The sequence below is a fragment of the Vagococcus xieshaowenii genome (assembly GCF_004792515.1).
GTDB lineage: Bacteria > Bacillota > Bacilli > Lactobacillales > Vagococcaceae > Vagococcus_A > Vagococcus_A xieshaowenii.
The window spans coordinates 206,604-232,973 of sequence record NZ_CP038865.1; the positions used below are offsets into that span (position 1 = coordinate 206,604).

General features: G+C 36.3%; 24 protein-coding genes. 17 read left to right on the forward strand and 7 right to left on the reverse strand.

The window, feature by feature from the left end; translation table 11 throughout:
* Positions 1 to 9 precede the first annotated feature (9 nt).
* From ruvB to pepF, 14 genes are all read left to right on the forward strand, one after another.
* Positions 10 to 1,014, forward strand: a complete 1,005-nt coding sequence (ruvB, locus tag E4Z98_RS00945; RefSeq protein WP_135254381.1) for a Holliday junction branch migration DNA helicase RuvB — start codon at positions 10 to 12, stop codon at positions 1,012 to 1,014.
* A gap of 71 nt (positions 1,015 to 1,085) precedes the next feature.
* Positions 1,086 to 2,120, forward strand: coding sequence for a tRNA preQ1(34) S-adenosylmethionine ribosyltransferase-isomerase QueA (gene queA / locus E4Z98_RS00950; RefSeq protein ID WP_135254380.1), 1,035 nt, complete (start codon positions 1,086 to 1,088; stop codon positions 2,118 to 2,120).
* A gap of 838 nt (positions 2,121 to 2,958) precedes the next feature.
* The gene (tgt, locus tag E4Z98_RS00955) at positions 2,959 to 4,104 is read left to right on the forward strand and encodes a tRNA guanosine(34) transglycosylase Tgt (protein WP_135254379.1); all 1,146 of its coding nucleotides are present in this window, start codon (positions 2,959 to 2,961) and stop codon (positions 4,102 to 4,104) included.
* 77 nt (positions 4,105 to 4,181) lie between these two features.
* A complete protein-coding gene (gene yajC / locus E4Z98_RS00960) occupies positions 4,182 to 4,574 on the forward strand; it encodes a preprotein translocase subunit YajC (protein WP_135254378.1) in 393 nt (130 codons plus the stop codon).
* Between the two features lie 37 nt (positions 4,575 to 4,611).
* Entirely contained in the window at positions 4,612 to 4,893 is a 282-nt protein-coding gene (locus E4Z98_RS00965; protein WP_135254377.1) for a post-transcriptional regulator, read from the forward strand.
* Positions 4,894 to 5,196: 303 nt separating this feature from the next.
* Entirely contained in the window at positions 5,197 to 7,794 is a 2,598-nt protein-coding gene (gene adhE / locus E4Z98_RS00970) for a bifunctional acetaldehyde-CoA/alcohol dehydrogenase (protein WP_135254376.1), read from the forward strand.
* A gap of 158 nt (positions 7,795 to 7,952) precedes the next feature.
* Positions 7,953 to 8,816, forward strand: coding sequence for a rod shape-determining protein MreC (gene mreC / locus E4Z98_RS00975; protein ID WP_135254375.1), 864 nt, complete (start codon positions 7,953 to 7,955; stop codon positions 8,814 to 8,816).
* Complete coding sequence (gene mreD, locus E4Z98_RS00980) at positions 8,817 to 9,329, forward strand: rod shape-determining protein MreD (protein WP_135254374.1); 513 nt, start codon at positions 8,817 to 8,819, stop codon at positions 9,327 to 9,329.
* 117 nt (positions 9,330 to 9,446) lie between these two features.
* Complete coding sequence (locus E4Z98_RS00985; RefSeq protein ID WP_135254373.1) at positions 9,447 to 10,877, forward strand: C40 family peptidase; 1,431 nt, start codon at positions 9,447 to 9,449, stop codon at positions 10,875 to 10,877.
* Between the two features lie 192 nt (positions 10,878 to 11,069).
* Entirely contained in the window at positions 11,070 to 11,723 is a 654-nt protein-coding gene (locus E4Z98_RS00990; RefSeq protein ID WP_135254372.1) for a hypothetical protein, read from the forward strand.
* Between the two features lie 37 nt (positions 11,724 to 11,760).
* A complete protein-coding gene (locus E4Z98_RS00995; RefSeq protein ID WP_167790909.1) occupies positions 11,761 to 12,756 on the forward strand; it encodes a YeiH family protein in 996 nt (331 codons plus the stop codon).
* Between the two features lie 159 nt (positions 12,757 to 12,915).
* Positions 12,916 to 14,187: an NCS2 family permease gene (locus E4Z98_RS01000; RefSeq protein ID WP_135254370.1), complete on the forward strand. Its 1,272-nt coding sequence runs from the start codon at positions 12,916 to 12,918 to the stop codon at positions 14,185 to 14,187.
* A gap of 72 nt (positions 14,188 to 14,259) precedes the next feature.
* Positions 14,260 to 15,396 carry a competence protein CoiA gene (locus tag E4Z98_RS01005; RefSeq protein ID WP_167790908.1) on the forward strand — a complete coding sequence of 379 codons (1,137 nt, stop codon included), beginning with the start codon at positions 14,260 to 14,262 and terminating at the stop codon, positions 15,394 to 15,396.
* 35 nt (positions 15,397 to 15,431) lie between these two features.
* A complete protein-coding gene (gene pepF / locus E4Z98_RS01010; RefSeq protein ID WP_135254368.1) occupies positions 15,432 to 17,243 on the forward strand; it encodes an oligoendopeptidase F in 1,812 nt (603 codons plus the stop codon).
* Between the two features lie 80 nt (positions 17,244 to 17,323).
* On the opposite strand, the gene E4Z98_RS01015 is transcribed toward pepF, so the two are convergent.
* From E4Z98_RS01015 to E4Z98_RS01045, 7 genes are all read right to left on the reverse strand, one after another.
* The gene (locus tag E4Z98_RS01015; RefSeq protein WP_425330211.1) at positions 17,324 to 17,674 is read right to left on the reverse strand and encodes an OsmC family protein; all 351 of its coding nucleotides are present in this window, start codon (positions 17,672 to 17,674) and stop codon (positions 17,324 to 17,326) included.
* A 42-nt stretch (positions 17,675 to 17,716) separates the two neighbouring features.
* Positions 17,717 to 18,619, reverse strand: a complete 903-nt coding sequence (locus E4Z98_RS01020; protein WP_135254366.1) for an ABC transporter ATP-binding protein — start codon at positions 18,617 to 18,619, stop codon at positions 17,717 to 17,719.
* Positions 18,612 to 19,508 (reverse strand): ABC transporter ATP-binding protein, encoded by an 897-nt coding sequence (locus E4Z98_RS01025; protein WP_209316304.1) that lies wholly within the window; start codon positions 19,506 to 19,508, stop codon positions 18,612 to 18,614. The genes E4Z98_RS01020 and E4Z98_RS01025 overlap by 8 nt, the downstream gene beginning before the upstream one ends.
* Entirely contained in the window at positions 19,509 to 20,342 is an 834-nt protein-coding gene (locus tag E4Z98_RS01030) for an ABC transporter permease (protein WP_135254364.1), read from the reverse strand.
* Positions 20,342 to 21,304 carry an ABC transporter permease gene (locus E4Z98_RS01035; RefSeq protein WP_135254363.1) on the reverse strand — a complete coding sequence of 321 codons (963 nt, stop codon included), beginning with the start codon at positions 21,302 to 21,304 and terminating at the stop codon, positions 20,342 to 20,344. The genes E4Z98_RS01030 and E4Z98_RS01035 overlap by 1 nt, the downstream gene beginning before the upstream one ends.
* Positions 21,305 to 21,370: 66 nt before the next feature.
* Positions 21,371 to 22,945 (reverse strand): ABC transporter substrate-binding protein, encoded by a 1,575-nt coding sequence (locus E4Z98_RS01040; RefSeq protein ID WP_135254362.1) that lies wholly within the window; start codon positions 22,943 to 22,945, stop codon positions 21,371 to 21,373.
* Positions 22,946 to 23,230: 285 nt separating this feature from the next.
* Positions 23,231 to 23,818: a CYTH domain-containing protein gene (locus tag E4Z98_RS01045; protein ID WP_135254361.1), complete on the reverse strand. Its 588-nt coding sequence runs from the start codon at positions 23,816 to 23,818 to the stop codon at positions 23,231 to 23,233.
* Between the two features lie 161 nt (positions 23,819 to 23,979).
* On the opposite strand from E4Z98_RS01045, the gene yjbM reads away from it, so the two are divergent.
* From yjbM to E4Z98_RS01060, 3 genes are read left to right on the forward strand one after another with little or no spacing between them, the layout of a single operon-like run.
* On the forward strand, positions 23,980 to 24,657 hold the full coding sequence (gene yjbM / locus E4Z98_RS01050) for a GTP diphosphokinase (protein ID WP_135254360.1): 678 nt from the start codon (positions 23,980 to 23,982) through the stop codon (positions 24,655 to 24,657).
* Between the two features lie 4 nt (positions 24,658 to 24,661).
* Positions 24,662 to 25,453, forward strand: coding sequence for an NAD kinase (locus E4Z98_RS01055; protein ID WP_135254359.1), 792 nt, complete (start codon positions 24,662 to 24,664; stop codon positions 25,451 to 25,453).
* Between the two features lie 18 nt (positions 25,454 to 25,471).
* Positions 25,472 to 26,359, forward strand: a complete 888-nt coding sequence (locus tag E4Z98_RS01060) for an RluA family pseudouridine synthase (RefSeq protein ID WP_135254358.1) — start codon at positions 25,472 to 25,474, stop codon at positions 26,357 to 26,359.
* Positions 26,360 to 26,370: the final 11 nt, after the last annotated feature.

The window sequence follows — 26,370 nt, forward strand, 5'->3', positions numbered from 1 at the left end:
GGTTTTCTCATGGAAGAAAACGAGCGCATGCTTTCTCCTGAAAATCTACCATTTGAATCAGAAGAAAAGCAGTTACGTCCGACGCGTTTATCACAATATATTGGACAACATAAGGTGAAAGAAGAATTGGCTATCTATATTAAGGCAGCATTAAATCGTCAAGAAGCACTAGATCATGTCTTATTATTTGGCCCACCAGGACTAGGGAAGACGACGATGGCAATGGTTGTCGCTAATGAAATGGGGGTTCAAATTAGAACAACAAGTGGCCCCGCTATTGAACGACCAGGTGACTTGGTAGCGTTACTGAATGAATTAGAGCCTGGTGATGTGTTATTTATCGATGAAATTCATCGTTTACCTCGTGTAGTAGAAGAGATGCTTTATTCTGCAATGGAGGATTTTTACGTGGATATTATGGTTGGTCAAGGCCCTACAGCGCATCCCGTCCACTTCCAATTACCGCCGTTTACATTAGTTGGAGCTACGACAAGAGCTGGCATGCTGTCGGCCCCTTTACGCGATCGTTTTGGTATTGTCTTGCACATGGAATATTATGATGTACGTGATTTACAAGAAATTGTGTTACGTTCAGCGGATATTTTCAATACGGATATTTTAGAAGATGGCGCCTTAGAAATTGCTCGTCGTTCACGAGGAACCCCAAGAATTGCCAACAGGTTATTAAGACGCGTGCGAGATGTGGCACAAGTTGAAAACAACGGTGTGGTAGACTCGGACACAGCAGATCGTGCGTTAGCTATTTTACGTGTGGATCATGAAGGGCTAGACTATGTCGATCAGAAAATTTTACGTACTATGATTGAATTGTATGGAGGCGGGCCTGTTGGGTTAAGCACGCTATCTGTGAATATTAGTGAAGAAACAGAAACGGTAGAAGATATGTATGAACCGTATTTGATTCAAAAAGGTTTTATCCAACGGACACCGCGCGGAAGGGTCGCAACACCTCAAGCATACGAACACCTAGGCTATTATTATCCACAGAAATAACGCTAGACAGTTGCATCTGACGCTCATCGTGCTAGAATGAAAGAGATTTAATTTGAAGAAGAGGGATAATCATGACATATACAACAGAAGATTTTGATTTTGACTTACCAGAAGAACTAATTGCACAAACACCATTAGAAAATCGTGCGACTTCACGTTTATTAATTTTGAATAAAGAAACCGGTGAAATAGAAGATAAGCATTTCGCGGATATTATTGAAGAACTAAATGCCGGTGACGCTTTAGTCATGAACGATACACGTGTCTTACCTGCAAGAATTTATGGTGTAAAACCGGATACCGGCGGACAACTTGAGGTCTTATTGTTAAATAATACGACGGGTGATCGTTGGGAAACATTAATTAAACCAGCTAAACGAGCAAAAGTTGGGACAGTTATCGAATTTGGTGAAGGTAAATTACATGCAACAGTTGTAGAAGAATTAGAGCATGGTGGACGTATCATTGAATTTAATTATGATGGGGTCTTTTTAGAAATATTAGAATCATTAGGCGAGATGCCCTTACCACCGTACATCAAAGAACGTTTAGAAGATCCAGATCGTTACCAAACGGTTTACGCTAAAGAAAATGGTTCAGCCGCAGCACCAACAGCGGGTCTTCATTTTACTAAAGAGTTATTAGCTGCAATCGAAGAAAAGGGTATTCGTTTAGTTTATTTGACTTTGCATGTCGGGTTAGGAACATTCCGACCAGTTAGTGTTGATAATATAGAAGAGCACAAAATGCATAGCGAGTTTTATCGTTTAACAGAAGAAGCAGCACAAGCGTTGAATGATGTTAGATCACAAGGTGGACGTATTGTAGCGGTTGGGACAACATCAATCCGTACACTTGAAACGATTGGACAAAAATTTGATGGTGAAATAAAAGCTGATAGCGGCTGGACGGATATTTTTATTACACCAGGCTTTGATTTCAAAGTAGTCGATGCATTTTCGACGAACTTCCATTTGCCAAAATCAACACTTGTTATGCTTGTTAGTGCCTTTGCTGGACGAGACAATGTCTTAAATGCCTATCATCACGCCGTAGAAGAACGTTATCGTTTCTTTAGCTTTGGCGACGCCATGTTTGTAAAATAGAGTGATTGAGAGGGCGTTTTGCTTCAAGAAACATGAAGGAAGTGCCAAAAATATAAAAAATATTTTTGAAAACTTCTCCATGTTTCCGCAGAAGCAGCCCACAAAATCCGGATTAAGAAGAGTGATTGAGAGGGCGTTTTTGCTTCAAGAAACATGAAGGAAGTGCCAAAAATATAAAAAATATTTTTGAGAACTTCTCCATGTTTCCACAGAAGCAGCCCACAAAATCCGGATTAAGAAGAGTGATTGAGAGGGCGTTTTTGCTTTCAGTCATTATGATATGGGCAATCATTTGTCATGCTTATACTAATTGGACTAAAAAACAATAAAAAAAAGCCAAGCTTCTCGAATGCTTGGCTTTTTCTGGCTCTACGGAAGGACTTAGAAAGAACGTTAGATAAGAAGTCACGTAAGTTTAGGATGAGCATATATTCTTTACATTATTCTTTTCTTTTCTAAATTCCCTTGCAAAACAAGATTTGTCTTTCTATACTTCTTCGTGGTTGTGTTGCAATTCATTAATCTTTCGAGCTTCATACGTTTTTCGTGAAGAGTTAAACGTTACATGTCTTCTTAATGATTGGTGAAACGTGTACATCTAGAACATTTCTTTGTTTCCTTGTATTACCTATTCAGTTGTAATGTTTCGAGAATTGGCTTTCTAAGATTGCTTCCTTCCTTGTATCTTTATTAAACCACAAAATGATGGCGTTTTCAAAAAATATGCTTCATTAAGTTTAATTAAATCTATTCGACAAAAACTTGCACAAAAACGCGACTCAGAGTATGATAATTTAGATGCATAATAATGTTTAATAAATGAAAGTAGGGAGACGAAATGACAGAACCAGCCATTCGTTACCGATTGATTAAGAAGGAAAAACACACAGGAGCGCGTTTGGGTGAAATTATTACCCCTCATGGAACGTTTCCAACTCCAATGTTTATGCCAGTCGGTACATTAGCGACAGTAAAAACTATGGCCCCAGAAGAATTAAAAGAAATGGGTGCAGGAATTATTTTAAGTAATACGTATCACTTATGGTTACGACCCGGAGAAGATATCGTAGAAGAAGCAGGCGGTCTTCACAAATTTATGAATTGGGATCAAGGAATCCTGACAGATTCAGGTGGTTTCCAAGTTTGGTCATTATCAGATATGCGTAATATTGAAGAGTCAGGGGTTCACTTTAAAAATCATTTAAATGGCTCAAAAATGTTCCTTTCACCAGAAAAAGCGATTCAAATTCAAAACAAATTAGGACCAGACATTATGATGAGTTTTGATGAATGCCCACCATTTGAAGAAAGTCATGAGTACGTGAAAAAATCTATCGAACGTACGACTCGTTGGGCAGAACGTGGCTTGAAAGCACACGCTAATCCAGATCGTCAAGGGTTGTTTGGTATCGTTCAAGGAGCGGGTTACAAAGACTTGCGCTTACAAAGTGCCAAAGACTTGATGAGCTTAGATTTCCCTGGTTATTCAATTGGAGGTTTATCTGTTGGCGAAACAAAAGAAGAAATGAACAATATTTTAGACGTATTAAATCCTGTATTACCAGAAAATAAACCACGCTATTTAATGGGTGTTGGAACAGCGGATTCATTAATTGATGGTGTTATTCGTGGTGTGGATATGTTTGACTGTGTCTTACCGACACGTATTGCTCGTAATGGAACATGTATGACAAGTAAAGGTCGTTTGGTTGTTAAGAATGCACAATATGCTCGTGACTTCCGACCAATTGATGAAAAATGTGGTTGTTACACATGTCGTAACTACTCACGTGCGTACGTGCGTCATTTAATCAAGAGTGATGAAACATTCGGCTTACGTTTGACGTCTTACCATAATCTATACTTCTTATTAGATGTAATGAAACAAGTTCGTCAAGCAATCATGGATGATAATTTATTAGAATTCAGACAAGCATTTTTTGAAGAATATGGCTTTAACAAGGAAAACGCTAAAAAATTCTAAAAAATAAAAGTTTAAAGTAGAACGAAAGTTATATTTTTGATACAGTATAATTAAACGAAAGAAGAAGAGGTGTAAACATGTTACCATTATTAATGTTAGTATTATTTGGTGTGATGATGTATTTCACAACAAGTAAACAAAAGAAACAAATGAAAGAGCATCAAGAAAAATTAGACAGTATTCAAGCAGGCGACAAAGTTGTCACAATTGGTGGATTACACGGTGTAGTAGCGGATGTTAGAACAACAGAAGCAGGTAAAACAATTCTTATTGATTGCGAAGGTATCTATTTAGAGTTTGATCGTGCAGCAATTAAAACAATTATTCCAGGAACAGGTATGGCCAATACCGTAACTGAACCAGTAGAAGAAACAGTTGAAACTACTGAAACAGCTGTAGAAGAAATTACCGAAGTGCCAGAAGTAGCTGAGACAAACGAAGAAACGTCTCATGAGGAACCTAAGGCATAGCAGGTTTAATGTCTAGTTAAACAAAAGGGTAAAACACATGGAAAAACAATGGAATCATTTTGAACAATGGTTTTTAAACAAAGCTGTGAAACAAAAGTTAAAAGAATTTCATCGTGCAGGTTATTTGAATGTCATTGACACTGAGATTTGGGATTATGCTGTTGAAAGAATGTGGAAGAAACAAAGTCCGTCATTTAAAGAGTGTAAGCAAGACATTGAGGCTATAACAATTAATGATTTTTTTGATTACCAACAAGTGAAAGTGCAGATTCAAAGTGCCAAGTTTTTTGATTTCTCTGATATTCAAGATTTATTATAGTGAGAAGAAACTACTTTTTGAAGACTGATTATTCGAGATTAAAGAGTTGTGACAAACTTATGTCACAACTCTTTTTTTTTATTTTATTTTTTAACAGATTATTTTTGTATGAAAGTGCTACAAAATCAAGGATACTAATTCTTTAAGTAGAAGGATTAGTATTAAATGAAAACGGATTTATTCGTGAAAACAATAGTGATGGGCGAATATTGTTAATTAAATCACAAAATAACTATTTACAAGTCGTTTTTTTAAGTGTATGATTACATTGTGAAAAGATTAACAAACATTGGAGGAAACATCATGGTAGATAAAAAAATGGTTGAAAAGTCTGAACAAGTAAACGTTGAAGAAATGATTAATACGTTAGTGGAAAAAGGGAATTTAGCATTGAAAGCGATGGAGGATTTCGAACAAGAAAAAGTTGATGAAATTGTTCACAAGATGGCGATTGCAGCTTTAAATGCCCATATGCCTTTAGCAAAAATGGCTGTTGAAGAAACAGGTCGTGGGGTTTATGAAGATAAAGCAATTAAAAATATGTACGCATCAGAATATATTTGGAACAACATAAAAAATGATAAAACATGTGGTGTTATTAACGAAGACCCACAACATAATTTAATTGAAATTGCCTCACCAGTTGGCGTAGTTTGTGGGGTAACCCCAACCACTAACCCAACATCTACTACTATTTTTAAAGCCTTAATTTCAATTAAAACAAGAAACCCAATTATCTTTGCATTCCATCCAAGTGCGCAAAAATCCTCAGCCGAAGCTGCACGTATTGTTAAAGAAGCAGCAATTAAAGCAGGGGCACCTGAAGATTGTATTCAATGGATTGAACAACCGTCATTAGAGGCAACAAGCGGATTGATGAATCATCCAGGTGTGGCCATTGTATTAGCAACAGGTGGCTCAGGTATGGTTAAGTCAGCATATTCAACTGGTAAACCAGCTTTGGGTGTAGGTCCTGGTAATACACCAGCTTATATTGAAAAAACAGCGAAAATCAAACGTGCAGTTAACGATTTAATTGTATCTAAAACATTTGATAACGGAATGATTTGTGCATCTGAACAAGGAATCATCGTTGATAAAGAAATCTATGATGATGTAAAAGCTGAATTTCAAGCGCACCAAGTTTACTTTGTTAAAGAAGACGAAATTGAAAAATTAGAAGCAACTGTGATGAATGAAGCGAAAACAGCGGTTAATCCTAAAGTGGTAGGAATGCCCGCAACGACTATCGCTGAATGGGCAGGCATTAAAGTGCCAGCTGGAACTAAAATTTTAATGGCAGAGCTTAAAGGAACAGGTATTGAGTACCCATTATCATTAGAAAAATTATCTCCAGTTTTAGCAATGGTGAAAGCAAACAGTCGTGAAGAAGCGCTACAGCTTTGCGAAAACATGTTAGAGTTTGGTTTAGGACATACAGCAGTTGTTCATACAGAAGACGAAGACTTACAATTACAATTCGGTTTACGCATGAAAGCTTGTCGTGTCTTAGTTAACTCACCAGCTGCTCAAGGTGGTATCGGGGACTTATACAACGAAATGATTCCATCATTAACATTAGGCTGCGGTTCTTATGGTAAAAACTCAGTGTCTAAAAACGTTTCAGCGATTAATTTAATTAACACAAAAACAATAGCGAAAAGAAGGAATAATATGCAATGGTTTAAATTACCACCAAAAATTTATTTCGAAAAAAATTCACTTAATTATTTAGAAGATATGAAAGATGTTGAACGTGTCTTTATCGTAGCAGACCAAGGGATGGTAAATTTAGGCTACGTTAACCGCGTGATTGAAACATTAAATCGTCGTTCTAACCCAGTTCAAGTAGAAGTGTTTGCTGATGTTGAACCAGATCCATCAAGTGAAACGGTTGAACGTGGATTGTCTCAAATGACAACGTTTAAACCAGATACTATTATTGCCCTAGGTGGTGGTTCACCAATGGATGCAGCAAAAGGTATGTGGATGTTCTATGAACACTCAGATGTGGAATTCTTTGGCGCAAAACAAAAATTCTTAGATATTCGTAAACGTACGTACAAAATTCCTGGTGCAGAAAAAACTAAATTCGTTGCAATCCCAACAACTTCTGGGACTGGTTCAGAAGTAACACCGTTTGCGGTTATTACTGACAGCGAAACAGGCGTGAAATACCCATTAGCTGACTACGCTTTAACACCAGATGTAGCGATTATTGACCCACAATTTGTATACTCAGTCCCTAAATCAGTAACAGCAGATACAGGGATGGACGTGTTAACGCACGCGATTGAATCTTATGTTTCTGTTATGGCTTCAGATTACACAAGAGGTTTAAGCTTACAAGCTATCAAATTAGTGTTTGAAAACTTAGAAGATTCTTGCTTACGTCCAAATGAAGAAAACCGCGAAAAAATGCATAATGCTTCAGCTTTAGCTGGTATGGCATTTGCGAATGCTTTCTTAGGAATATGTCATTCAATCGCTCATAAATGCGGTGCAGCTTTCCATATTCCACATGGTCGTACAAATGCGATTCTATTACCACACGTGATTCGTTACAATGCAAAAGACCCATCAAAACATGCGTTGTTCCCTAAATATGATTTCTTCCGTGCGGATGAAGATTATGCAGACATCGCTCGATTCTTAGGTCTGAAAGGTAAAACAACAGAAGAATTAGTCGAATCATTAGCTAAAGCAGTTGCAGATTTAGGTGGAAAATGTGGCATTGATATGAACTTTAAAGCACAAGGTGTGACTAAATCACAATTAGATATTCAAGTAGATGAATTAGCAGAATTAGCTTATGAAGATCAATGTACAGGAGCAAATCCAAAAGAACCATTAATTAGTGAATTAAAAGAGATTATTATTAAAGCATATAATGGCAAATAATTCCTAATAGCTAAAGAAGGAGTGAAGCATAAGTCTTCGCTCCTTCTTTATTGTTTATAGAATGATTAAGAAGAGGAATGTTTGTGGAAAAAAAATGATAAAAATGGTAAAATATTGGAGATTGTTTTTTTTGTTTTTAAAGAACTTGAGGTGGAAAAGTGAAGAAATATAATGTAAGCAAAAATATGATAATTGCCATTATTTTGACCATAATTGTTGTGGTATTAATAACCGTTAGTGCGCTGCAACGTGATCGCAAAAATGAGACAAGTCTTTTTCAAGCGGTGACCAATGATTTAGTTGCGACACTGGATAAAGGTCTGTCATATCCTATTAGGGCGATTGAAAAGAGTGTTCATCTAGTAGGGGATGTATTTGGCACCTATGAAGAGAATACTCAGTTGAAAAAACGTTTGGACAGTTACGCAGAAACACAAGTAGAAAATAATCTGCTGAAGAAAGAAAATAAAGAGTTAAGAGAACAATTAACTCTAGGAGCTACATTAACTACACAGGCAAAAGTGAATGCTAATGTGATTTCACGTTCACCAGATAATTGGCAAGATATTTTGATTATAGATCGTGGAGAAGTTGACGGATTAGAAGTAAATATGCCTGTAATGGGAGCAAAAGGATTAATTGGACGTGTTATTTCAGTTAATAAAACATCATCGAAAGTTGAGCTATTGACATCAACTAATCAAAATTCTAATTACTTCCCAGCAATGATTACAACGTCTAAAGGAGACGATGTTTTCGGATTATTAGAAGATTATGACGAGGCAACTAATCTATTCATTATAAAACAATTAAATGCTACAGAAGGCGTGAAAAAAGGAGATAAAGTCATCACCTCAGGACTAGGTTCAACGGCTCCTAAGGGATTGGTTATAGGAACAGTTGAAAAGATTGAATCCACTAATTTTGGGTTAGAAAAAGAAGTTTACGTTAAACCAGCAACCTCTTTATATGACATTTCGATTGTGACTGTTGTTAAACGCATGGCAGGAAGTGGCGAATAAATGAAAGAAAACATTGTGATTAAAATATGGTTGCCGTTTCTTTTGCTGATGGTAACGTTATTGGATAGTCAATTAAGTAATATTTTACGTATTGCGTTTGAGAATCAATATGTGATACTTAGTCATTTTATGTTACTAGGTTTAATCCTAGCGAGTTTGTTTTTTAATCAACGCTATATGACGATTTTATCAATTATTTTAGGATTGATTATTGATAATTATTACTACGGTATTTTAGGAATATGGACGGTTTCTTTACCAATTACTGTTTCAATTGCGTATTGGATTTTTAAATACATAAAACCTAGTATTCCTAGTTTGTTCCTGAGTTTGGTTATTTTTATTACACTTTTGGATTCAAGTGCCTATTTTATTCAGGTGGTTTTTGGGTTGATAGAGGGCAACTTCATTAATTTTATTGCCCGTGAGTTAGGTCCAACCTTAATTATGAATATCTTCTTTTTTGTCATACTAGCTTATCCAATCAATAAGTTATTGAATAGAAAAAGATAACCTTGAAATATTATTGTAATATTAATATTATATGACTGTCACAGTAGTATGTTACTATTACTCTTGTAGATGTAGGAAAGATAAAATATATAGATAATTAATACGGGGGTAAACAGAGTGAAGAGACGTTTATTATCAATGTTGTTGGTAAGTACCATGGCATGCGGAAGTTTAGCATTACCAAGTACGATTCAAGCAGATGAATATGATCAAAAAATCGAAAATTCAAATAAAAAAATTAAAGAGTTAAGTGATAAGGCAGCGACAGCAGAAGCTGAATTAGCAGCTGTAAAAGCAAATATTTCAGCTATTCATGAGAAAGCTGAGAAATTACAAAAAGAGCAAGTAGCGTTAGGTAAAGAAGTGACAACTTTAAACAAAGAAGTGAAAGAGTTGAACATCAAAATCGAAAAACGTGATGCACGTTTGAAAGACCAAGCCCGCGCTGTTCAAACAGGTGGTATGTCTTCAGGATATTTAGAAGCAGTATTATCAGCGGATAGTTTATCAGATGCTGTTACACGTGTTGCCGCTTCAGCAAAACTTGTGTCTGCAAGTAATTCTTTATTAGAAGAGCAAGAACAAGATAAAAAGATTGTTGAAGAGAAAAAAGCTAAAACAGAAGATAAATTAAAAGAAATTCAAGCCAATGCTTCAGAACTAGAAGCACAAAAAGGTCAATTAGTTGATCAAGAATTACAACAAACAGTGTTAGTAAATACAATTGCAGCTGAGAAGACAACTGAAGAAGGCAAAAAAGCAGAATTCATTGCTCAAAAAGAAGAAGCAGAACGTCGTCGTGCTGAAGAAGCTCGCTTAGCTAAAGAAGCTGAAGAGCAAGCTAAAGCAGCTGCAGCAGCAGAAGCTCAAAGAGTAGCAGCAGAACAAGCAGCTGCAGAACAAGCAGCTGCAAGAGCGGTAGAAACACAAACATCTGTAAGTAATAATTTAGTGTCATCAGATGCTTCAACTACTAATGTTGTAACTGAAAGTAATACAACACAAAGTAGCACTAATAATGCTGAAAGTAGTAAAGAATCAGAAACTAATACGTCAACTGAAGATACAAGCTCAACTATTGAGACACCAGAAGTATCAGTACCGAGTGAACCAGCTCAACCAAGTGAGCCGGCAGCACCAAGTGAACCAGCTCAACCAGCTGAACCCGAAACACCAGCGCCTAGTCAATCTATTAATGCTTCAGCTATTTTAGCAGAAGCTGCTAAACATATTGGGAAACCTTATGTTTGGGGTGGTAAAGGACCAGATGTCTTTGACTGTTCAGGTTTTACAGCTTACGTATTCCGTAAAGCCGCTGGACGTGAAATCGGTGGTTATACAGTACCTCAAGAGTCTGCAGGAACAGTGATTCCATTATCACAAGCTCAAGCAGGAGACTTATTATTCTGGGGGCCAAGAGGTGGCACATCACACGTTGCAATTTCAACGGGTGGTACAGGTTATATCCACGCGCCACAACCAGGTGAGTCAATCAAATATGGTTCATTCCAATATTACTCACCAGACTTTGCAGTACGTGTAAGATAATAACAATTTAGCTAGAGAGTCATGATTGACTCTCTAGTTTTTTAATTAATAAAAGCTCTTGATTCTAAGATAAATCAGAATCAAGGGCTTATTTTTTTGTCATGATATCAGGATGAGAGTCATGTATTAGTTTTGTTCAATAAAATACCTATTTATGTTAAGATGTTTATAATATTAATATGAGGTGATGAAATGGAAAATAGGGTAATTAAATTTGGGCTAATATTGAGCATGTGTTTGTTAGTGACAGGTTGTCAAACAGCTTTACCAAAAAATCAGTTAATAAAAGAGGGGAAGATGAGGTATATAATTGCTGATCAGGAGCAAAATCCATTTGTTACATTAATACAAAATCCAGGCGGCTTGATTATAAGTCCAAATGATGAGGTGAAACAAATGACTGTATATTTTGATGTCTATCACCAAGATAAGATAGTGAAACATGAGGAAGTTGGTAAAGTTTTCGCTGATGACTTATTTAAATTAAAAGGGACATTAGTTTGGGGAGAAACTGCAAATAACAAGCTAAACGACTCTGATGAGCAATCTGACGATAGTAGTTATATGAATCCTTTAAGCGTAGCATTTGTAACAGAGGAAAGTAGTATTAATTTTGGGATTCCAGATATGAGTCGTTATCAATATAATAGTTCTAGTAATTTTAGTCTATCTGATGAAATGAAACAACTGCCTACAAATCAACCTGTGATGCTTGCCATGTGGTCTAAGGGAGAGAGTTTCACAACATTTGATAATTCTCTTGAATATTTTAAGAAGGAAAACTTAAAAAATGAAGCTAGCTATTTCTTATATGTTGTATTTTCTGATAAAGTAATAGATGATTAAATCAATACGTTATGAAATACACTTAAGGAAGAAAAATATGCAAAAATCTAAAAAATTGTTACCAGGTATTATATTATCTATCATGATAAGTATCGTTGCTCAGCTAGTAGGACGTTTTTTACCGACATTAGGAAGTGCCTTGATTGCTATATTATTAGGTATTATAGTAGGGAATATGATAGGTCATCAAGAGTACCTCGATAAAGGAACAAAGTTTTCCGAGAGTAAATTATTAGAAATAGCGATTGCCTTAACAGGATTGACGCTTAGTTTACAATCGATTTCACAGATTGGTATAAGTGGTGTATTGTATGTTGTTTTGCAGATGAGTGTGACCATTTTGGGCGTGATTCTAATTGGAAAACGGATGGGTTATTCACTAGATTTTCGTTTGCTAATGGGTGCAGGAAATGGTGTGTGTGGGTCATCAGCAATTGCTACTGTCGTACCGGTTATCAGTGCTAGCGAAAAAAATAAAGGTTTGTCTATTACCATAGTGAACTTAACAGGTACAGTGCTGATGTTGATTGCCCCGATACTATCCGGTTATTGGTTTCATGATAGTATCATAAAGTCAGGGGCCTTAATTGGTGGTAATTTACAATCGGTTGGTCAAGTTGTTGCTTCTGCAAAAATGGTCAGTGATCCCGTAACAGAAATGGCAACGGTATTCAAATTATTACGTGTCGTATTGCTAGTAGTGGTGGTCTTAGTTTTTAGTAAAATAAAAAATGTTAGTGGCGTGGAACAGTCATCTATCAAGCGACAACGTATCAACATTCCATGGTTTATTATGGTCTTTTTCATTTTATGTGTAGCGAGTTCTACGGTGATTCATTTATCAGATGAATGGGTCCAAATAGTGAAGTGGTTGAGTAATCAATTTGAAATTATTGCGTTGGCCGCAATTGGTTTACGTGTGAATATTCATTATTTACTAAAAGAAGGACCTAAAGCGATGCTTTATGGCCTAACTGTGGCAGTTTTTCAAATGATGACGGCATACGTTTTGATACGTCTATTATTGCCATAATTCTTCATCTTTTATACGATTGAAAATAGGTACAAATCATGATAAAATGATTAAGTGAAGCGTTTTATTAAATAATTAAATAGTATATTCGTTATGTATAGGTGGGTGGGCTTCTTGCTACCCGTCTATACTTTTTTTGTGCGATGAAAGGAGAAAAGGATGTTTAAACAATGGAAAAATGTAGATATTAAAAAGGAACTCTTTGGTGGCTTGACGTCATTTTTTGCAATCTCTTATGTCATTATTGTCAATTCGATGATTTTGTCTGAGGCAGGTTTACCACCTGAGTTGAGTGTGTTTGGTACGATTTTTATTTCGGTGATAGGATGTTTGTTAATTGGTTTACTTGGAGATGTACCGATTATTTTGACAACTGGAATGGGGGTCAATTCATTTGTCACCTATAATTTAGTGATGGATATGAAGATGAGTTGGCAAGAAGCGCTAGCTATCAGTTTTATGGCAAGTATTATTTGTTTGATTGTCGCTGTCACTCCGTTAATTGATAAAATGAACGATTCGATTCCAGAAAGCTTAAAACACGGGATTACGTCTGGGATAGGGTTATTTTTAGTGCTTGTTGGTTTAGAAAATGGGAAAATTATTGTTCGTGGTGAACAAACCTTCATGGAATTGAATTCATTTACGAACCCTGATATGTTGTTAACGCTGGGAGCACTTGTTCTGACGTTGTTTTTATTTTTGAAAAATGTTCAAGGTAGTTTTTTTATTGGGATTATTATTATGACAATTATTGCTAATTTACTTGGATTAGTGGATGTTGGACAAAATAACTTCAGTTTGTCTGCTATAAAAGATTATCCAGATGTTGTAGCAAAATTAGATTTTTCTAGTCTATTTAGCATCAAATTTTTACTGGGGACTTTTTCATTAGCGATGATTTTGATTTTTGAATCACTTGGATTGATGAATGGCTTACTACCGGGGTTAAGTAAAGAACGCTTTAAGAAAGCATCTATCATTAATGCTGGTGTGATGATGTTTTCTAGTATACTAGGGACAAGCCCAACGATTCCGGCAGCTGAAAGTTCAACAGGTATTCAAGAAGGTGCTAAAAGAGGGCTATCTTCTGTAGTGGCAGGTGTTCTATTCTTTGTGAGTATCTTTTTGATTCCTGTCTTATCATATATTCCGAGTTCCGCATTGGCACCCGTTATTATTATTACCGGTTGTTTGATGATGAGTAATATCCAACACATTGATTTAGAAGATTTTTCAGATTGGTTCTCACCATTTCTAATGATTGTGATGATGGGCTTTTCAATGAGTATTTCATCAGGTTTGGCATTTGGATTTGTTGCGTATCCGTTAGTTAAACTGTTTTCAGGAAAACGAAAAGAATTAACCCCAACGGTTTGTATTATTTCATTTCTTTTCTTTTGTTATTTGTTAGCAAAAGTTTGGATTTAAGAGGAATATGTAAGAGAGTTAACATTGATGTTAGCTCTCTTTTTTTGCGTATTATTTCATGAGGTGATGAAGATGCTAGTAGCGGAAATGGCGGATGGTCGTATTATTAATATTATAGAAGAGACACGTGACACTTTATTACATAAAAGAGGGAATAAGTATTATTGTCCTGTGTGCCATAAGGAAATGATCATCAAAATAGGCGCAATTAAACAGGCTCATTTTGCCCACAAGCATCTTTATGAATGCCAAGGAGTAAATGAACCGGAAACAGTGGAGCATATTAGAGGCAAGGCGTTATTATACAGGTGGGCAATTCAGAAGGGACTTAATGTTCAGCTAGAATATCCCATGCCTCAGATTGATCAACGACCAGATGTCTGGATGGAGGATAGACTAGCAGTTGAATTTCAATGTAGCCCATTAAGTATCGAGCGATTGAGAGAGCGTAATGAGGGTTATGCTTCTATAGGGAAGGTGTGCTGGTTGTTGGGTAAGCAGTTGTCTATCAAAGAGAAAATCACCAACTTACAGCGCGCGTTTATTAAGTGGCACCCATCTTGGGGGAATTATTTAATTTATTTAGATACAGAACAAGAAAACATTAAGCTACTATATCACATACAAGAATTTGTTTTTACTCACGAAGTCTTTTTTTCAGAGTTAAATCTAACACCAGACGAGTTATTGTTGTTTATGTTGGACGGTAAATATCATCGTCAGTTATTTCATCAGTGGCGGTATTCACTAAAGGAGATCTATCTTGATCAAGCACATACGATTAAGCGGGCTTTATTTAGTCGTAAGAAAGAAGTGATGGCTATTCAACGTTTGTTGTATTTAGAGGGGTATCATTTAAGTGCCCTGCATCCGATGATTTTATTGCCAAGCTTGGTATCGGACACATCATTTGATAATGAGATTATACACCGAATTAAGTTTATAAAACAGATTGCCACGCAACCTATTATTACCAAAGAAGAACTACGATTGTATTGTCATGAGTTGTCACAAGAGAGTCAAATGAAATTTAGAGAATGGTTGCGTTTATTAGTCGAAGTCTCATTGTTGAAGATAGAGTCTCATCAATTGAGAGTCATACAACCAATAAATATCATGATGACAGAGGAAGAAATTCAATTATTTGTTGAAAAAAATTTAAATAATAGGGTGTTTGTTAGTCGATTGCCTCATAATGTGGTATCATAATTATTATCATATAGTGAGAGAGGAATGAGAATTAAATGAGTGAACCGAAACGATTACCAAAACGCGAGGAATTAGATGAAGCGTTGACATGGGACTTAACGAAAATTTTTGCAACAGATGAGGATTTTGAAGCAAGCTATACGGCTTTTGAGAAAAAAATCCCTGAAGTGAAACAATATCAAGGCACATTAAAAGAAGGAGCAGGCCAATTTTTAGCGGCTATTGAAGCAACCTTAGAACTGACACGTGAATTGGAAACAATGTATGTATACACAAGTATGAAGAACGACCAAGACACAGCGAACACCAAATATCAAGGGATGTCTGGTAAAATGAGTGGCTTGGTAGCTAAAGCTTCAGAAGCTATTTCATGGTTTGAACCTGAAATGTTACAATTAACAGATGAAGAAATCTGGGCTTACGTTGAAGAAGAACCAAAACTTGAAGTGTACCGTCAAATGATTAAATCAACTTTAGCAGAACGTGCGCATGTTTTATCAGAAAAAGAAGAAGCATTGTTAGCGGGTGCAGGTGAGATTTTTGGTACAGCAGGGGATACGTTTGCTATTTTAAATAATGCGGATTTGAAATTTCCGATTATTGAAGGTGAAGAAGGCGAAGCTATTCAGTTATCGCATGGTGTTTATGGTCAATTAATGGAAAGTGTGAAGCCTGAAGTCCGTGAAGCGGCATTTAAAGGTTTATACAGTGTATACGAGCAATTCCAACACACGTTTGCGACGACTTTATCAAGTAATGTTAAAGTACATAACTATAAAGCAAAAGCACGTAACTATCCATCTGCTCGTGCAGCAGCTTTAGCAGGCAATCATATTCCAGAAAGCGTATATGATACGTTAATCGAGGTTGTACATAAACACTTACCATTATTACATCGCTATGTTGCGTTACGTAAAAAAATGATGGGTGTCGATGAGTTACATATGTATGATATGTATACGCCTATTTTAGGAGATGCCCCTATTCGTTATACTTATGAAGAATCGGTTGAAAAATCAAAAGAAGCGTTAAAACCATTAGGTGAAGAATATGGTAAAGTAGTAGAAGAAGCTTATACGAATCGCTGGGTTGATGTAGTTGAAAATCAAGGGAAACGTAGTGGTGCGTATTCTTCAGGCGCCTACGATACTGCACCTTACATTTTAATGAACTGGCACGATAGTTTGGATCAACTATATACATTGGTTCATGAAATGGGGCATAGTGTGCATAGTTATTTCACACGCAGTAATCAACCGTATGTTTATGGAGACTATTCAATTTTCTTAGCGGAAATTGCGTCAACAACCAATGAAAATATCTTAACAGAGCACTTATTAGCCACTGAAACAGATCCTAAAGTCCGTGCCTTCATCTTGAATCGTTACCTAGATGGTTTCAAAGGAACCGTTTTCCGTCAAACACAGTTTGCAGAATTTGAACACTTTATTCATGTAGAAGATGCTAAAGGAACACCATTAACAAGTGAATTCTTAAGTGATTATTATGCGAATTTAAATGCTAATTATTATGGACCAGCTGTAGAAAAAGATGCAGAAATTGCGCTAGAGTGGTCTCGTATTCCTCATTTTTACTATAATTACTATGTTTACCAATACTCAACAGGTTTTGCGGCAGCATCAGCGTTAGCTGCTAAAATTGTGGTTGGTGAAGAAGGTGCCTTAGATAACTATCTAACTTATCTAAAAGCTGGACGTAGTGATTATCCAATTGATATCATGAAAAAAGCCGGTGTTGATATGACACAAGCCAATTATTTAGAAGATGCTATGAAAGTATTTGAAACAAGATTAAACGAATTTGAAGCGTTAATCGATCAATTATAATCATAGACTATAACCAATTCATCATCCCGTGATGAAAAATAAGAGCGATGCCTTTTTATGGCATCGCTCTTGTTTTTTGTTTAAATAAAATCAACGAGTTCTTCAATTGTAATAGTCGGATTTAATGATTGGATGACGGGACAATGTTTTGATACCAAGCGTAAGGCACGTGTGGCACGGTCTTGTAAGTCTTCTTCAATGGTCACATGAAAGGTCATGCTAATAGAAGAAATTGGATTAGGAGCATGTTCCATGTCTCGTTCATAATTAATGGTTACTTTGTGGAACGTATAGGGGATTTTTGAGTTTTCCAAAACGCTTTGGTAAACATAAGCCCCACAAGCTCCAGTCGCTGCGACTAAACTTTGTACAGGTGAATAGCCTTCTTCACGTAGTAACACCCAATTACCTTGTGCTAAAGGTAATTCCATTCCTTTAGTTCCTTGTACTAACTCTAATGTTTCTTGACTCATTTAGATATCCTCCTTTAAAACAAAGTGTTCCGGACTGACTTCGGTCCAGTAACCTTCGTTTGAAATGTTTGTATTTGATAATGCAGGTGATGTTTGGTTAAATGCCTGACTAGCCAAGGCAGGATCTGCTACAGGAATTGCTGATAGTAGTTTTTTTGTATAGGCATGCTGTGGCTGTTCAAATAGTTTATCAGTTGGTCCTAATTCTACCAATTTACCTAAATACATAACAGCGATTCGATCTGAAATATAGCGAACCATGGATAAATCATGTGAGATAAAGAGATACGTTAAGCCTAGTGACGCTTGTAACTCAACGAGCAAATTAATGATTTGAGCTTGAATCGATACGTCAAGAGCTGAAATAGGTTCATCACACAAAATAAAGTCAGGGTTCATTACCACGGCACGTGCAATCCCGATACGTTGACGTTGCCCACCGCTAAACTCGCGTGGATATTTATGAATTGCGTCACCTTCAATTCCTACTTTGTTTAGCATCTCAAGGGCACGTTGATGCGCTTCTTGCTTGTCATAGTGTAAACTTAGCGGTTCGATGACTTGTTCGATAGCAGTTCTTTTTGGGTTAAGGGATGCATAAGGATCTTGAAAAATAATTTGCATGCGTTGTTGAATTTCACGTTTATCTTTGGCATTCAGATTAGTAATATCAATGCCATCAAAGAAGATTTTTCCACCCGTTGCGTGTTCTAGTTGTAAAATAGTTCGTCCTAATGTGGTTTTACCACTACCAGATTCACCTACTAGGCCTAATGTTTCACCTTTTTTTATGGTAAACGATACATCATCAACTGCTTTAAGTGTTTCAGTGACACGTCCCAACGTTTTTTTTATTGGAAAATGTTTACTTACTGATTCTAAGCGAATTAATTCATTAGTCATAAGCTACCTCCTTTGTTAACGCTAAATAGCGATGCGTTGGGCTTACTTTTTTGAAAGTATGCTCATGTTGCATGAACGCCTGTAATGCTTGGTGGTTAATAGCGTAAAGTTTGTCTGATTTATCACCTGTAGGAATGGCTTTTAATAATTCTTTTGTATAGAGATGTTGAGGATTAGCGAAGACTTCTTCGGTTAGCCCTTCTTCTACAATTTTTCCTTGATACATTACTTTTATTTCGTCACACATACTAGCAATAATACCAAAATCATGACTCACTAATACCATAGAAAGGGATTCTTCTTTTTGAATCTGTTTGATTAAGGTCAATATTTGGGCTTGAATTGTAACGTCAAGGGCAGTGGTCGGTTCGTCCGCAATTAATAATTCTGGTTTAGCCAGAAGAGCCATTGCAATCATCACACGTTGACGCATACCACCAGATAATTCGTGTGGGTATTGTTTCAAACGTTTCGCTGGATAAGTAATTCCTACTTTTTCTAGTTCAGCTTCAGCAAGTTTTAGTGCTTGTCTTTTTGACATGTGCTGGAAACGTTGGATGACTTCGACTAAATGATAGCCAATCGTGCGTAATGGATTAAGAGCAGTCATAGGGTCTTGGAATATCATAGAAGCAGGTAGTCGCTTGTGAAAGTCAACGGGTTCTTCATTAAATCTGAAAGAAGCCATATGAGCGTCTAAACTTTCTGGTAAAATCGACATGATAGCTTTCATTGTTAAACTTTTACCACTACCAGATTCACCCACTACACCAGTGATTTTCCCTTTGGTAATAGTTAAATCAATTCCATGAATCAATTCGGTAGGTGGTTGGTTCTTTTTATGTGTCTGAATGGTTAAATTTTTGATGGTTATAATCTTTGACATTATTTAAGCCTCCTCAACTGAAGCAATGTCGCGTAAGAAATTGCCTAATGTGTTAAATGAATAAACGGTAAAGATAATAAATAGTCCTGGAAGAACGGCCATATGTGGTGCTCGTTGCAAACTACTTTGTGCATTTTGAAGCAAACTTCCCCAAGAAGCCATGGGTTGTTGAATCCCAACGCCTAGGAAACTTAACGCTGATTCTGTCATAATAGCACCTGAAATGTTCATAGTAGCCGCGATAATTAATGTGGGTAATACATTAGGAAGAATATGTCGCGTGATAATTGTTAAGGGTTTAATACCAATAAAATTAGAGTAGACTACATATTCACGTTCCTTGGCTGATAATGTTTCGGCTCGTACTAAACGGGCAGTAGACATCCATGAGAAACAACCGATAACAATAATGATGGTAATTAATCCTGGTTTCATAAAGACACTTAGCACGATGACGAGAACCATCCAAGGAATACTTGAAAGAACATCCACAATACGCATGAAGACACCATCAACTATTCCACCAAAATAGCCTGATACTAAGCCAATCACTGTTCCAATAAAGGTCGAAGCAATCATGGCTAATATACCGACTAATAAAGAAATACGTCCACCATGAACTACACGAATAAAGTAGTCACGACCCACTTCATCTGTTCCGAATAAATGCGCTAAACTAGGCATAGCTGACATGTTGCTAACGTCTGTTTTGTTGGGGTCGATAGGAATAAATGGCGCTGCCAAACTCAACATAATAAGAAAGGTAAGAAAGCCAATAGCTAACCAATAGGTCGGCGTGTTTGTTAGAACTTTTTTGATTCGTTTAAGAGTGATCATTAGTTAGTACCTCCTGCTTGACGAATACGAGGGTCCACTAAACGATAAAGAACATCGGATAGAAGGTTTCCTAAAATAACTAGCGTTGCGGATAACAACATAATCGCCATAATAACGGGATAATCTAACGCCTTCGTTGCGCTCATCATATAAGGTCCCACACCAGGCCAACCAAAAATACTTTCAGAAATAATCGCGCCTGTTACTAACATAGGTAGAGCTTGGCCAATTTGTGTAACGACAGGAATTAAGACATTTCGACTAATATGTTTCATAAAAATCTCTCTTTTTGTTGAACCAAATGCTTGTTGCACTATGACGTAGTCTTCATTTAACTGAGAAATTGCAGAATTACGAATATAGCGTGTTAAATCTGGGAAGAACGCAACGGTTAGAACTAAATAGGGCATAAAGAAGTGTTTTAAAAAATCTCCGACTGTTGGTGTCTGTCCAATGGTATTCATTCCAATAATTGGGAAAAGATTCAATTTGTATCCTAAGAAATAAATTAAAATCATCGCAAACCAAAAAGTAGGGGTAGCAATCCCGATAGAGCAAATGCCATCGATAAGTTTGTCTAGCCATTTCCCTTTATTAGCGGCAGCAAGAAGTCCAAATATCATGGATAATACTAACGCTGTTAAATAAGCAGGAATGATAAGTTTCATCGTATTAGGAATACGTGTAGCTAATTCAGCGGAAATACTTTGTTGGTTAAGCAAGGAATACCCCATGTTTCCTTTCAAAAGTTCACTTAACCATTTCACATATTGGACTAAAAAGGGTTGATCTAATCCATACCGTTGCTTCATCAATTCAACCGTTTCAACGGACATATTAGGCGTGACAATTGCATCAATCGCATCATACGGAGCTAGATGAATCAAAAAGAAAACGATAAATGAAATCACAAATAATAGCGGAATCAATTGCAATAATCGTTTGATAATATATTTAATCATGTGGAACTCCTTTCAAATGAAAAAACAGCACAATAATCAGGATTATTGTGCTGTTAATCGAACTCATTATTTTAAAGAAATTTTTGATAAATCTTCAAATGAGTAAATTGGAACTAAACGTGCCTCTTCAATGCCTTGAATATTTTTGCTTGCTGCTAAAATTTTCTTGTTGTCTACAATAGGGTAAACGATAGCATCTTCATTAATGGTTGCTTGTAATTCGGCGTAAATTTCTTTACGTTTGTTTTCATCTAATTCAACTGCACCTTGTTCAAATAGGGCGTCTGCTTTTTCGCTAGCATAATTGAAATAGTTAGCGCCAGCACCAGATTTATATAAAGAAGCATATAAGTCTGGGTCATTCCCCATAATATATCCACCAAGGAACATGTCATACTTAGTTGAACCAGGGTTTCTTAGTTCAGTAAAGATGGCAGCTGCATCCCCACCGGCTAATTCAACGTTAATTCCAACAGCTTGTAATTGTTGTTGGATTAAGGTAGCTTGTAAAGTTTGTTCTGGGTTATCAGAACCGTAAGCTAAATTGATTGTTAAATCAGTTACACCAGCTTCTGATAATAATTGTTTTGATTTTTCAACATTTTGTGCGTAAGTTTCTACGTTTGTTGTCGCAAACGGATTATTTGGAGGCAAAATAGTGTTAGGCGTGTTATAGAATTCTTCTGACAAGTAGGCTGCTTTGTTCATGTCTTCTTTATTTAGGGCAAAGAAGATTGCTTGGCGTACTTTTTGATCGCTTAATTTATCAGAATTTAAGTTTAATCCCATATAACCGACACGATTCTCACTGTAAGAAAATGTGTTAAGGTTGTTGTTTTTTAAATCTTCAATATCACTTGGTAATACCATTGAAGCATCGACTTCGCCTTTTTGTAAAGCTACTTTAGTAGTATCCGCATTGGTAATAATACGTAAGGTAACATTTTTAACGCCAACTTCCCCACCGTAGTAGTTAGGGTTTGCTTTGAATTGTAAATATTCACCACGTTTATATTCAGATAATACATAAGGACCAGTTCCTACTTCATTCCCATCTGCTAATTCAGCACCTGAAAAATCGATTTCTTCTTGGCCTTCATATAAATGTTCAGGCATGATATACGTTTCAGTTGCAATGTTATTAGCTGCTGCTGCACTTACTTTAGGAAAATTGAATTTAACAGTATGTTCATCTACTTTTTCTGTTTTGACAGGCTCATCACCGATCCACAAAGCATCAGCATTTCCGTTTTCTTTTAATACTTTATTTTCATAAGTAAAGACAACGTCATCTGCGGTAAAAGCTTCACCATCAGACCATTTAACGTTTTCTTTTAAGTGAACAGTCACTGATTTACCACCATCAGTTGTTTCCATGCTGTCCGCAAGTTCGTACTTTAATGATCCATCTTCTTCGACACGTACTAAAGGTGAATAAATCATATTAGTAGCAGTTAGCCCCCAACGGTCGCTAACGTTAATAGGATTTAATGAGGTTGGATCGCCACTAATTGCATATGTAAAGGTATCTTTTGTTGTTTCATTGTTTGAGATTGTTTGGTCATCGTTAGTGCCACATGCAGTTAATACCAATAACCCTATTGTTGCAACGACGGATGAACCTAAAAACTTTTTCTTCATTATTTACTACATTCCTTTCCCTAATAAAACATTAATAAAACTTTTTTGCTTAGTTTTGGTAAGCATTGACGAAATTATAACATACAAAAAATCAAAATCTTCATAATTTGTCTCATTTGTACAAAATAGGAACATTTACGATTTGTGTTGTACATAATATGTTCATTAAAGGTAAAGGAGTGGTACAATTGATAGTGAAAAGGAAAAAGAAAAACGTTTTTATAACAAAAAAAGGTGTGACAAACGTCTGTCACAACCTCGACTAACTTCAAAAGAAATTAAAGATTAGGGATTTAATTTTGCTTGCATGGCACGTTGGATTTTATTAGGTGTGTGGCGTCTAGGGATGTGATGCTGTGCTAACAGAGTCAAGAAAAAACGTTCACCGTCTTCGTAGTTACTAGCTTCTATTTCTAATTCAACATCATGTTGTCCATGATACCAACTTTCATCAAGAACAATGAGGATGTCCGGTGTCAGTTGCTTTTCTATTCGTTTAGTTTTTAAAGAGGCGAAGACATCAACGGATGAATGGTTCATTCCAAACGTTTTTAATTTCATCTCTAATTCTTTTTTTTCGGGTAATTGTTGATCCGTCATAAACATTAAACATTCTTCCGTTGTTAATGGAATATTTGTTTCTAATAGACCTTTTTCGATAGGTGTTTTTAATGTGATTTCACTTTGTTGGTGTTCTTTTATTCGAACACGAAGTGCAGCGTGGTGTTGTTTTAGTTTGAAATCCGGTGTGTCTAGGTAAATGTTTTCCTGAAAAATGGGTGGAACATTTGTTAAGTTAAAGTGTTTAATCAGATGACGATATTCATCTTGGGTTAATAAATTTTTGAATTCAATTTCGATTTGTTCAGACATTTACGGGCTCCTTTGTCTTGTTTTTCTTAATTGTCGAATAAAAGCGGGAATTAGTCAACTAACAGAAGTCTGTTTTTTCATAGGCAAGAATAACTATTTTGTGTGGAATATGCTAAAATATAAACGATTGATGATTATTGGTTAGGTTAAGGAGTCGATAAATAATGGAAGATTGGCATGCATTTTTTGTTCCGTATGAACAAGCTATTTCTGAATTAAAGATTAAGTTAAAAGGGATTCGTAAACAGTTTCGCGAAAAAGGAGAGCATTCACCGATTGAATTTGTTACGGGACGGGTGAAACCAGAGCATAGTATCAAGACAAAATTGAAGCGACGTGGTATTAGTGAAGCGCGTTTAGAAAAGGATATGACTGATATAGCAGGGTTGCGTATTATGTGTCAATTTGTTGATGATATTTATCAAGTGGTAGAATTGATTAAGCAACGTAAAGATATGCGTGTAATTAATGAGCTGGATTATATAGCAAATAAGAAGGATAGTGGGTATCGTTCGTATCATTTAATTATTGAATACCCTGTGCAATCTATTGATGGGGAGAAAAAAATATACGCAGAAATTCAAATTAGAACCTTAGCAATGAATTTTTGGGCGACCATCGAGCATTCTTTAAATTATAAATATCAAGGTGATTTTCCTGTTGAAATAAAGCAACGATTAATTAACGCGGCAGAAGCGGCCTATTTATTAGATGAAGAAATGTCTGAAATTCGCGAAGAAATTCAAGAAGCTCAGCACTTATTTTCACATGGAAAAGGACAGGATTTAGAAGATATCGTGACACTATATGATGACATGGCTAAAAACATAGGAGGATAAGTGAATGCGAATAGCTGTTTTTGCGAGTGATACGGATCATTCCCAGTTAAAAAAGCGTGAGCTTGAAAAGTTGATTATAGAAAAAGGGTTAACGCTAGACAATCAGACCCCAGAAACAGTTATTACAATTGGTGGAGATGGGACCTTGTTATCTGCGTTTCATCGTTTTGTTCACCGATTGGATCGTATTCGTTTTATTGGAATTCATACGGGACATTTAGGATTTTATACGGATTGGCGTGACTTTGAATTGGAAGAGTTGGTTGACTCTTTATTAGAAATTGTTAGTCACAGTGTGAGTTATCCGTTATTAGAGATAAAGGTGACGTATTGTGATGATCAAGAACCAAAACATTTCTTGGCACTCAATGAATGCGTTATTCGTCGCGTAACTGGAACAATGAGGGCAGATGTCTATATAAAAGATGAGCTGTTTGAACAATTTCGTGGAGATGGCCTATCTGTTTCAACACCAACTGGTTCAACTGCCTATAATAAGAGTGTGGGAGGAGCAGTTCTCCATCCTAGTGTGAACGCCCTTCAACTAGCTGAAATAGCGTCGATTAATAACCGTGTGTATCGAACATTAGGCTCTCCCTTAGTCATCGGACAAGAAGAGTGGATAGCCATTGCGGTTAACGAGTTAGGGCAACATATGTTATCGATAGACCATTTAGTTATGGCTGAGGAAAATGTTGAAAAAATATCTTACCGTGTAGCCCAAGAACGTATTCATTTTGGTGGTTATCGTCACAATCATTTTTGGACACGTGTGAAAGATGCCTTCATTAAATAAAGAAAAAGGAAGTAGATTATGAAGTTTGAATGGACTTATGAACAAGAAAGTCCACTAATGTTACGAACATTTTTAAAGGACCAAGGAATTTCTAGAGGGTTATTAGCAAAAATTAAGTTTCAAGGTGGCGAAATCCGTGTTAATGATACAGTACAAAACGTCTTAGTCTATTTGACGGCTGGAGATCATATTTCTGTTAGAATTCCTGATGAAGGAGAACATGAGACACTGGTTCCTGAACATGAGCCACTAGATATTGTGTTTGAAGATGAACACTTTTTGGTAGTTAATAAACCAAGTGGCGTTGCCTCCATCCCTGCACAATATCATCCTAATGGTACAATGGCGCATCGTGTCAAAGGCTATTATGTTAGACAAGGTTATGTGAATCAAATTGTACATGTTGTGACGCGTTTAGATCGTGATACAACGGGTTTAATGTTGTTTGCTAAGCATGGCTATGCGCATGCTATGATGGATAAACAATTACAAGCACGTACTATTCATAAATATTACCAAGCCCTAGTGAGTAACATACATGCTAAACAATTGTCTGGAGATGGCGATATTTTGTTGCCAATTATGCGCGATGAGACAAGTATTATAAAGCGTAAAACAGGCCAAGAGGGATTATTTGCTCATACAGAGTATCACGTGTTGCAAGAGGATGAACGTTTTTCTTTAGTGATGATTCAATTACATACAGGTCGTACCCATCAAATTCGCGTTCATTTTTCAGCGATTGGTCATCCTTTATTAGGAGATGATATGTACGGCGGACGAATGGATGTTGGGATGGAAAGACAGGCGTTACATTGTGCTAAATTAGTGTTTAATCATCCGTTTACTAAAGAAAATATTGAATTAGAGCAAGCATTACCGAGGGATATGCAGCAGTTATTATGAGAAGAAGGAGG

Bases quoted from the DNA above. Each gene is read 5' to 3' on its own strand.
- E4Z98_RS01000 (WP_135254370.1), top strand. From the start codon at position 12,916: ATGTTTAAACAATGGAAAAATGTAGATATTAAAAAGGAACTCTTTGGT.
- yajC (WP_135254378.1), top strand. From the start codon at position 4,182: ATGTTACCATTATTAATGTTAGTATTATTTGGTGTGATGATGTATTTC.
- E4Z98_RS01015 (WP_425330211.1), bottom strand. From the start codon at position 17,674: ATGGAATTACCTTTAGCACAAGGTAATTGGGTGTTACTACGTGAAGAA.
- pepF (WP_135254368.1), top strand. From the start codon at position 15,432: ATGAGTGAACCGAAACGATTACCAAAACGCGAGGAATTAGATGAAGCG.
- adhE (WP_135254376.1), top strand. From the start codon at position 5,197: ATGGTAGATAAAAAAATGGTTGAAAAGTCTGAACAAGTAAACGTTGAA.
- E4Z98_RS00965 (WP_135254377.1), top strand. From the start codon at position 4,612: ATGGAAAAACAATGGAATCATTTTGAACAATGGTTTTTAAACAAAGCT.
- E4Z98_RS01030 (WP_135254364.1), bottom strand. From the start codon at position 20,342: ATGATCACTCTTAAACGAATCAAAAAAGTTCTAACAAACACGCCGACC.
- queA (WP_135254380.1), top strand. From the start codon at position 1,086: ATGACATATACAACAGAAGATTTTGATTTTGACTTACCAGAAGAACTA.
- E4Z98_RS01045 (WP_135254361.1), bottom strand. From the start codon at position 23,818: ATGTCTGAACAAATCGAAATTGAATTCAAAAATTTATTAACCCAAGAT.
- E4Z98_RS01060 (WP_135254358.1), top strand. From the start codon at position 25,472: ATGAAGTTTGAATGGACTTATGAACAAGAAAGTCCACTAATGTTACGA.
- E4Z98_RS01035 (WP_135254363.1), bottom strand. From the start codon at position 21,304: ATGATTAAATATATTATCAAACGATTATTGCAATTGATTCCGCTATTA.
- E4Z98_RS01005 (WP_167790908.1), top strand. From the start codon at position 14,260: ATGCTAGTAGCGGAAATGGCGGATGGTCGTATTATTAATATTATAGAA.
- ruvB (WP_135254381.1), top strand. From the start codon at position 10: ATGGAAGAAAACGAGCGCATGCTTTCTCCTGAAAATCTACCATTTGAA.
- E4Z98_RS01040 (WP_135254362.1), bottom strand. From the start codon at position 22,945: ATGAAGAAAAAGTTTTTAGGTTCATCCGTCGTTGCAACAATAGGGTTA.
- mreD (WP_135254374.1), top strand. From the start codon at position 8,817: ATGAAAGAAAACATTGTGATTAAAATATGGTTGCCGTTTCTTTTGCTG.
- tgt (WP_135254379.1), top strand. From the start codon at position 2,959: ATGACAGAACCAGCCATTCGTTACCGATTGATTAAGAAGGAAAAACAC.
- E4Z98_RS00995 (WP_167790909.1), top strand. From the start codon at position 11,761: ATGCAAAAATCTAAAAAATTGTTACCAGGTATTATATTATCTATCATG.
- E4Z98_RS01020 (WP_135254366.1), bottom strand. From the start codon at position 18,619: ATGACTAATGAATTAATTCGCTTAGAATCAGTAAGTAAACATTTTCCA.
- E4Z98_RS00990 (WP_135254372.1), top strand. From the start codon at position 11,070: ATGGAAAATAGGGTAATTAAATTTGGGCTAATATTGAGCATGTGTTTG.
- E4Z98_RS01055 (WP_135254359.1), top strand. From the start codon at position 24,662: ATGCGAATAGCTGTTTTTGCGAGTGATACGGATCATTCCCAGTTAAAA.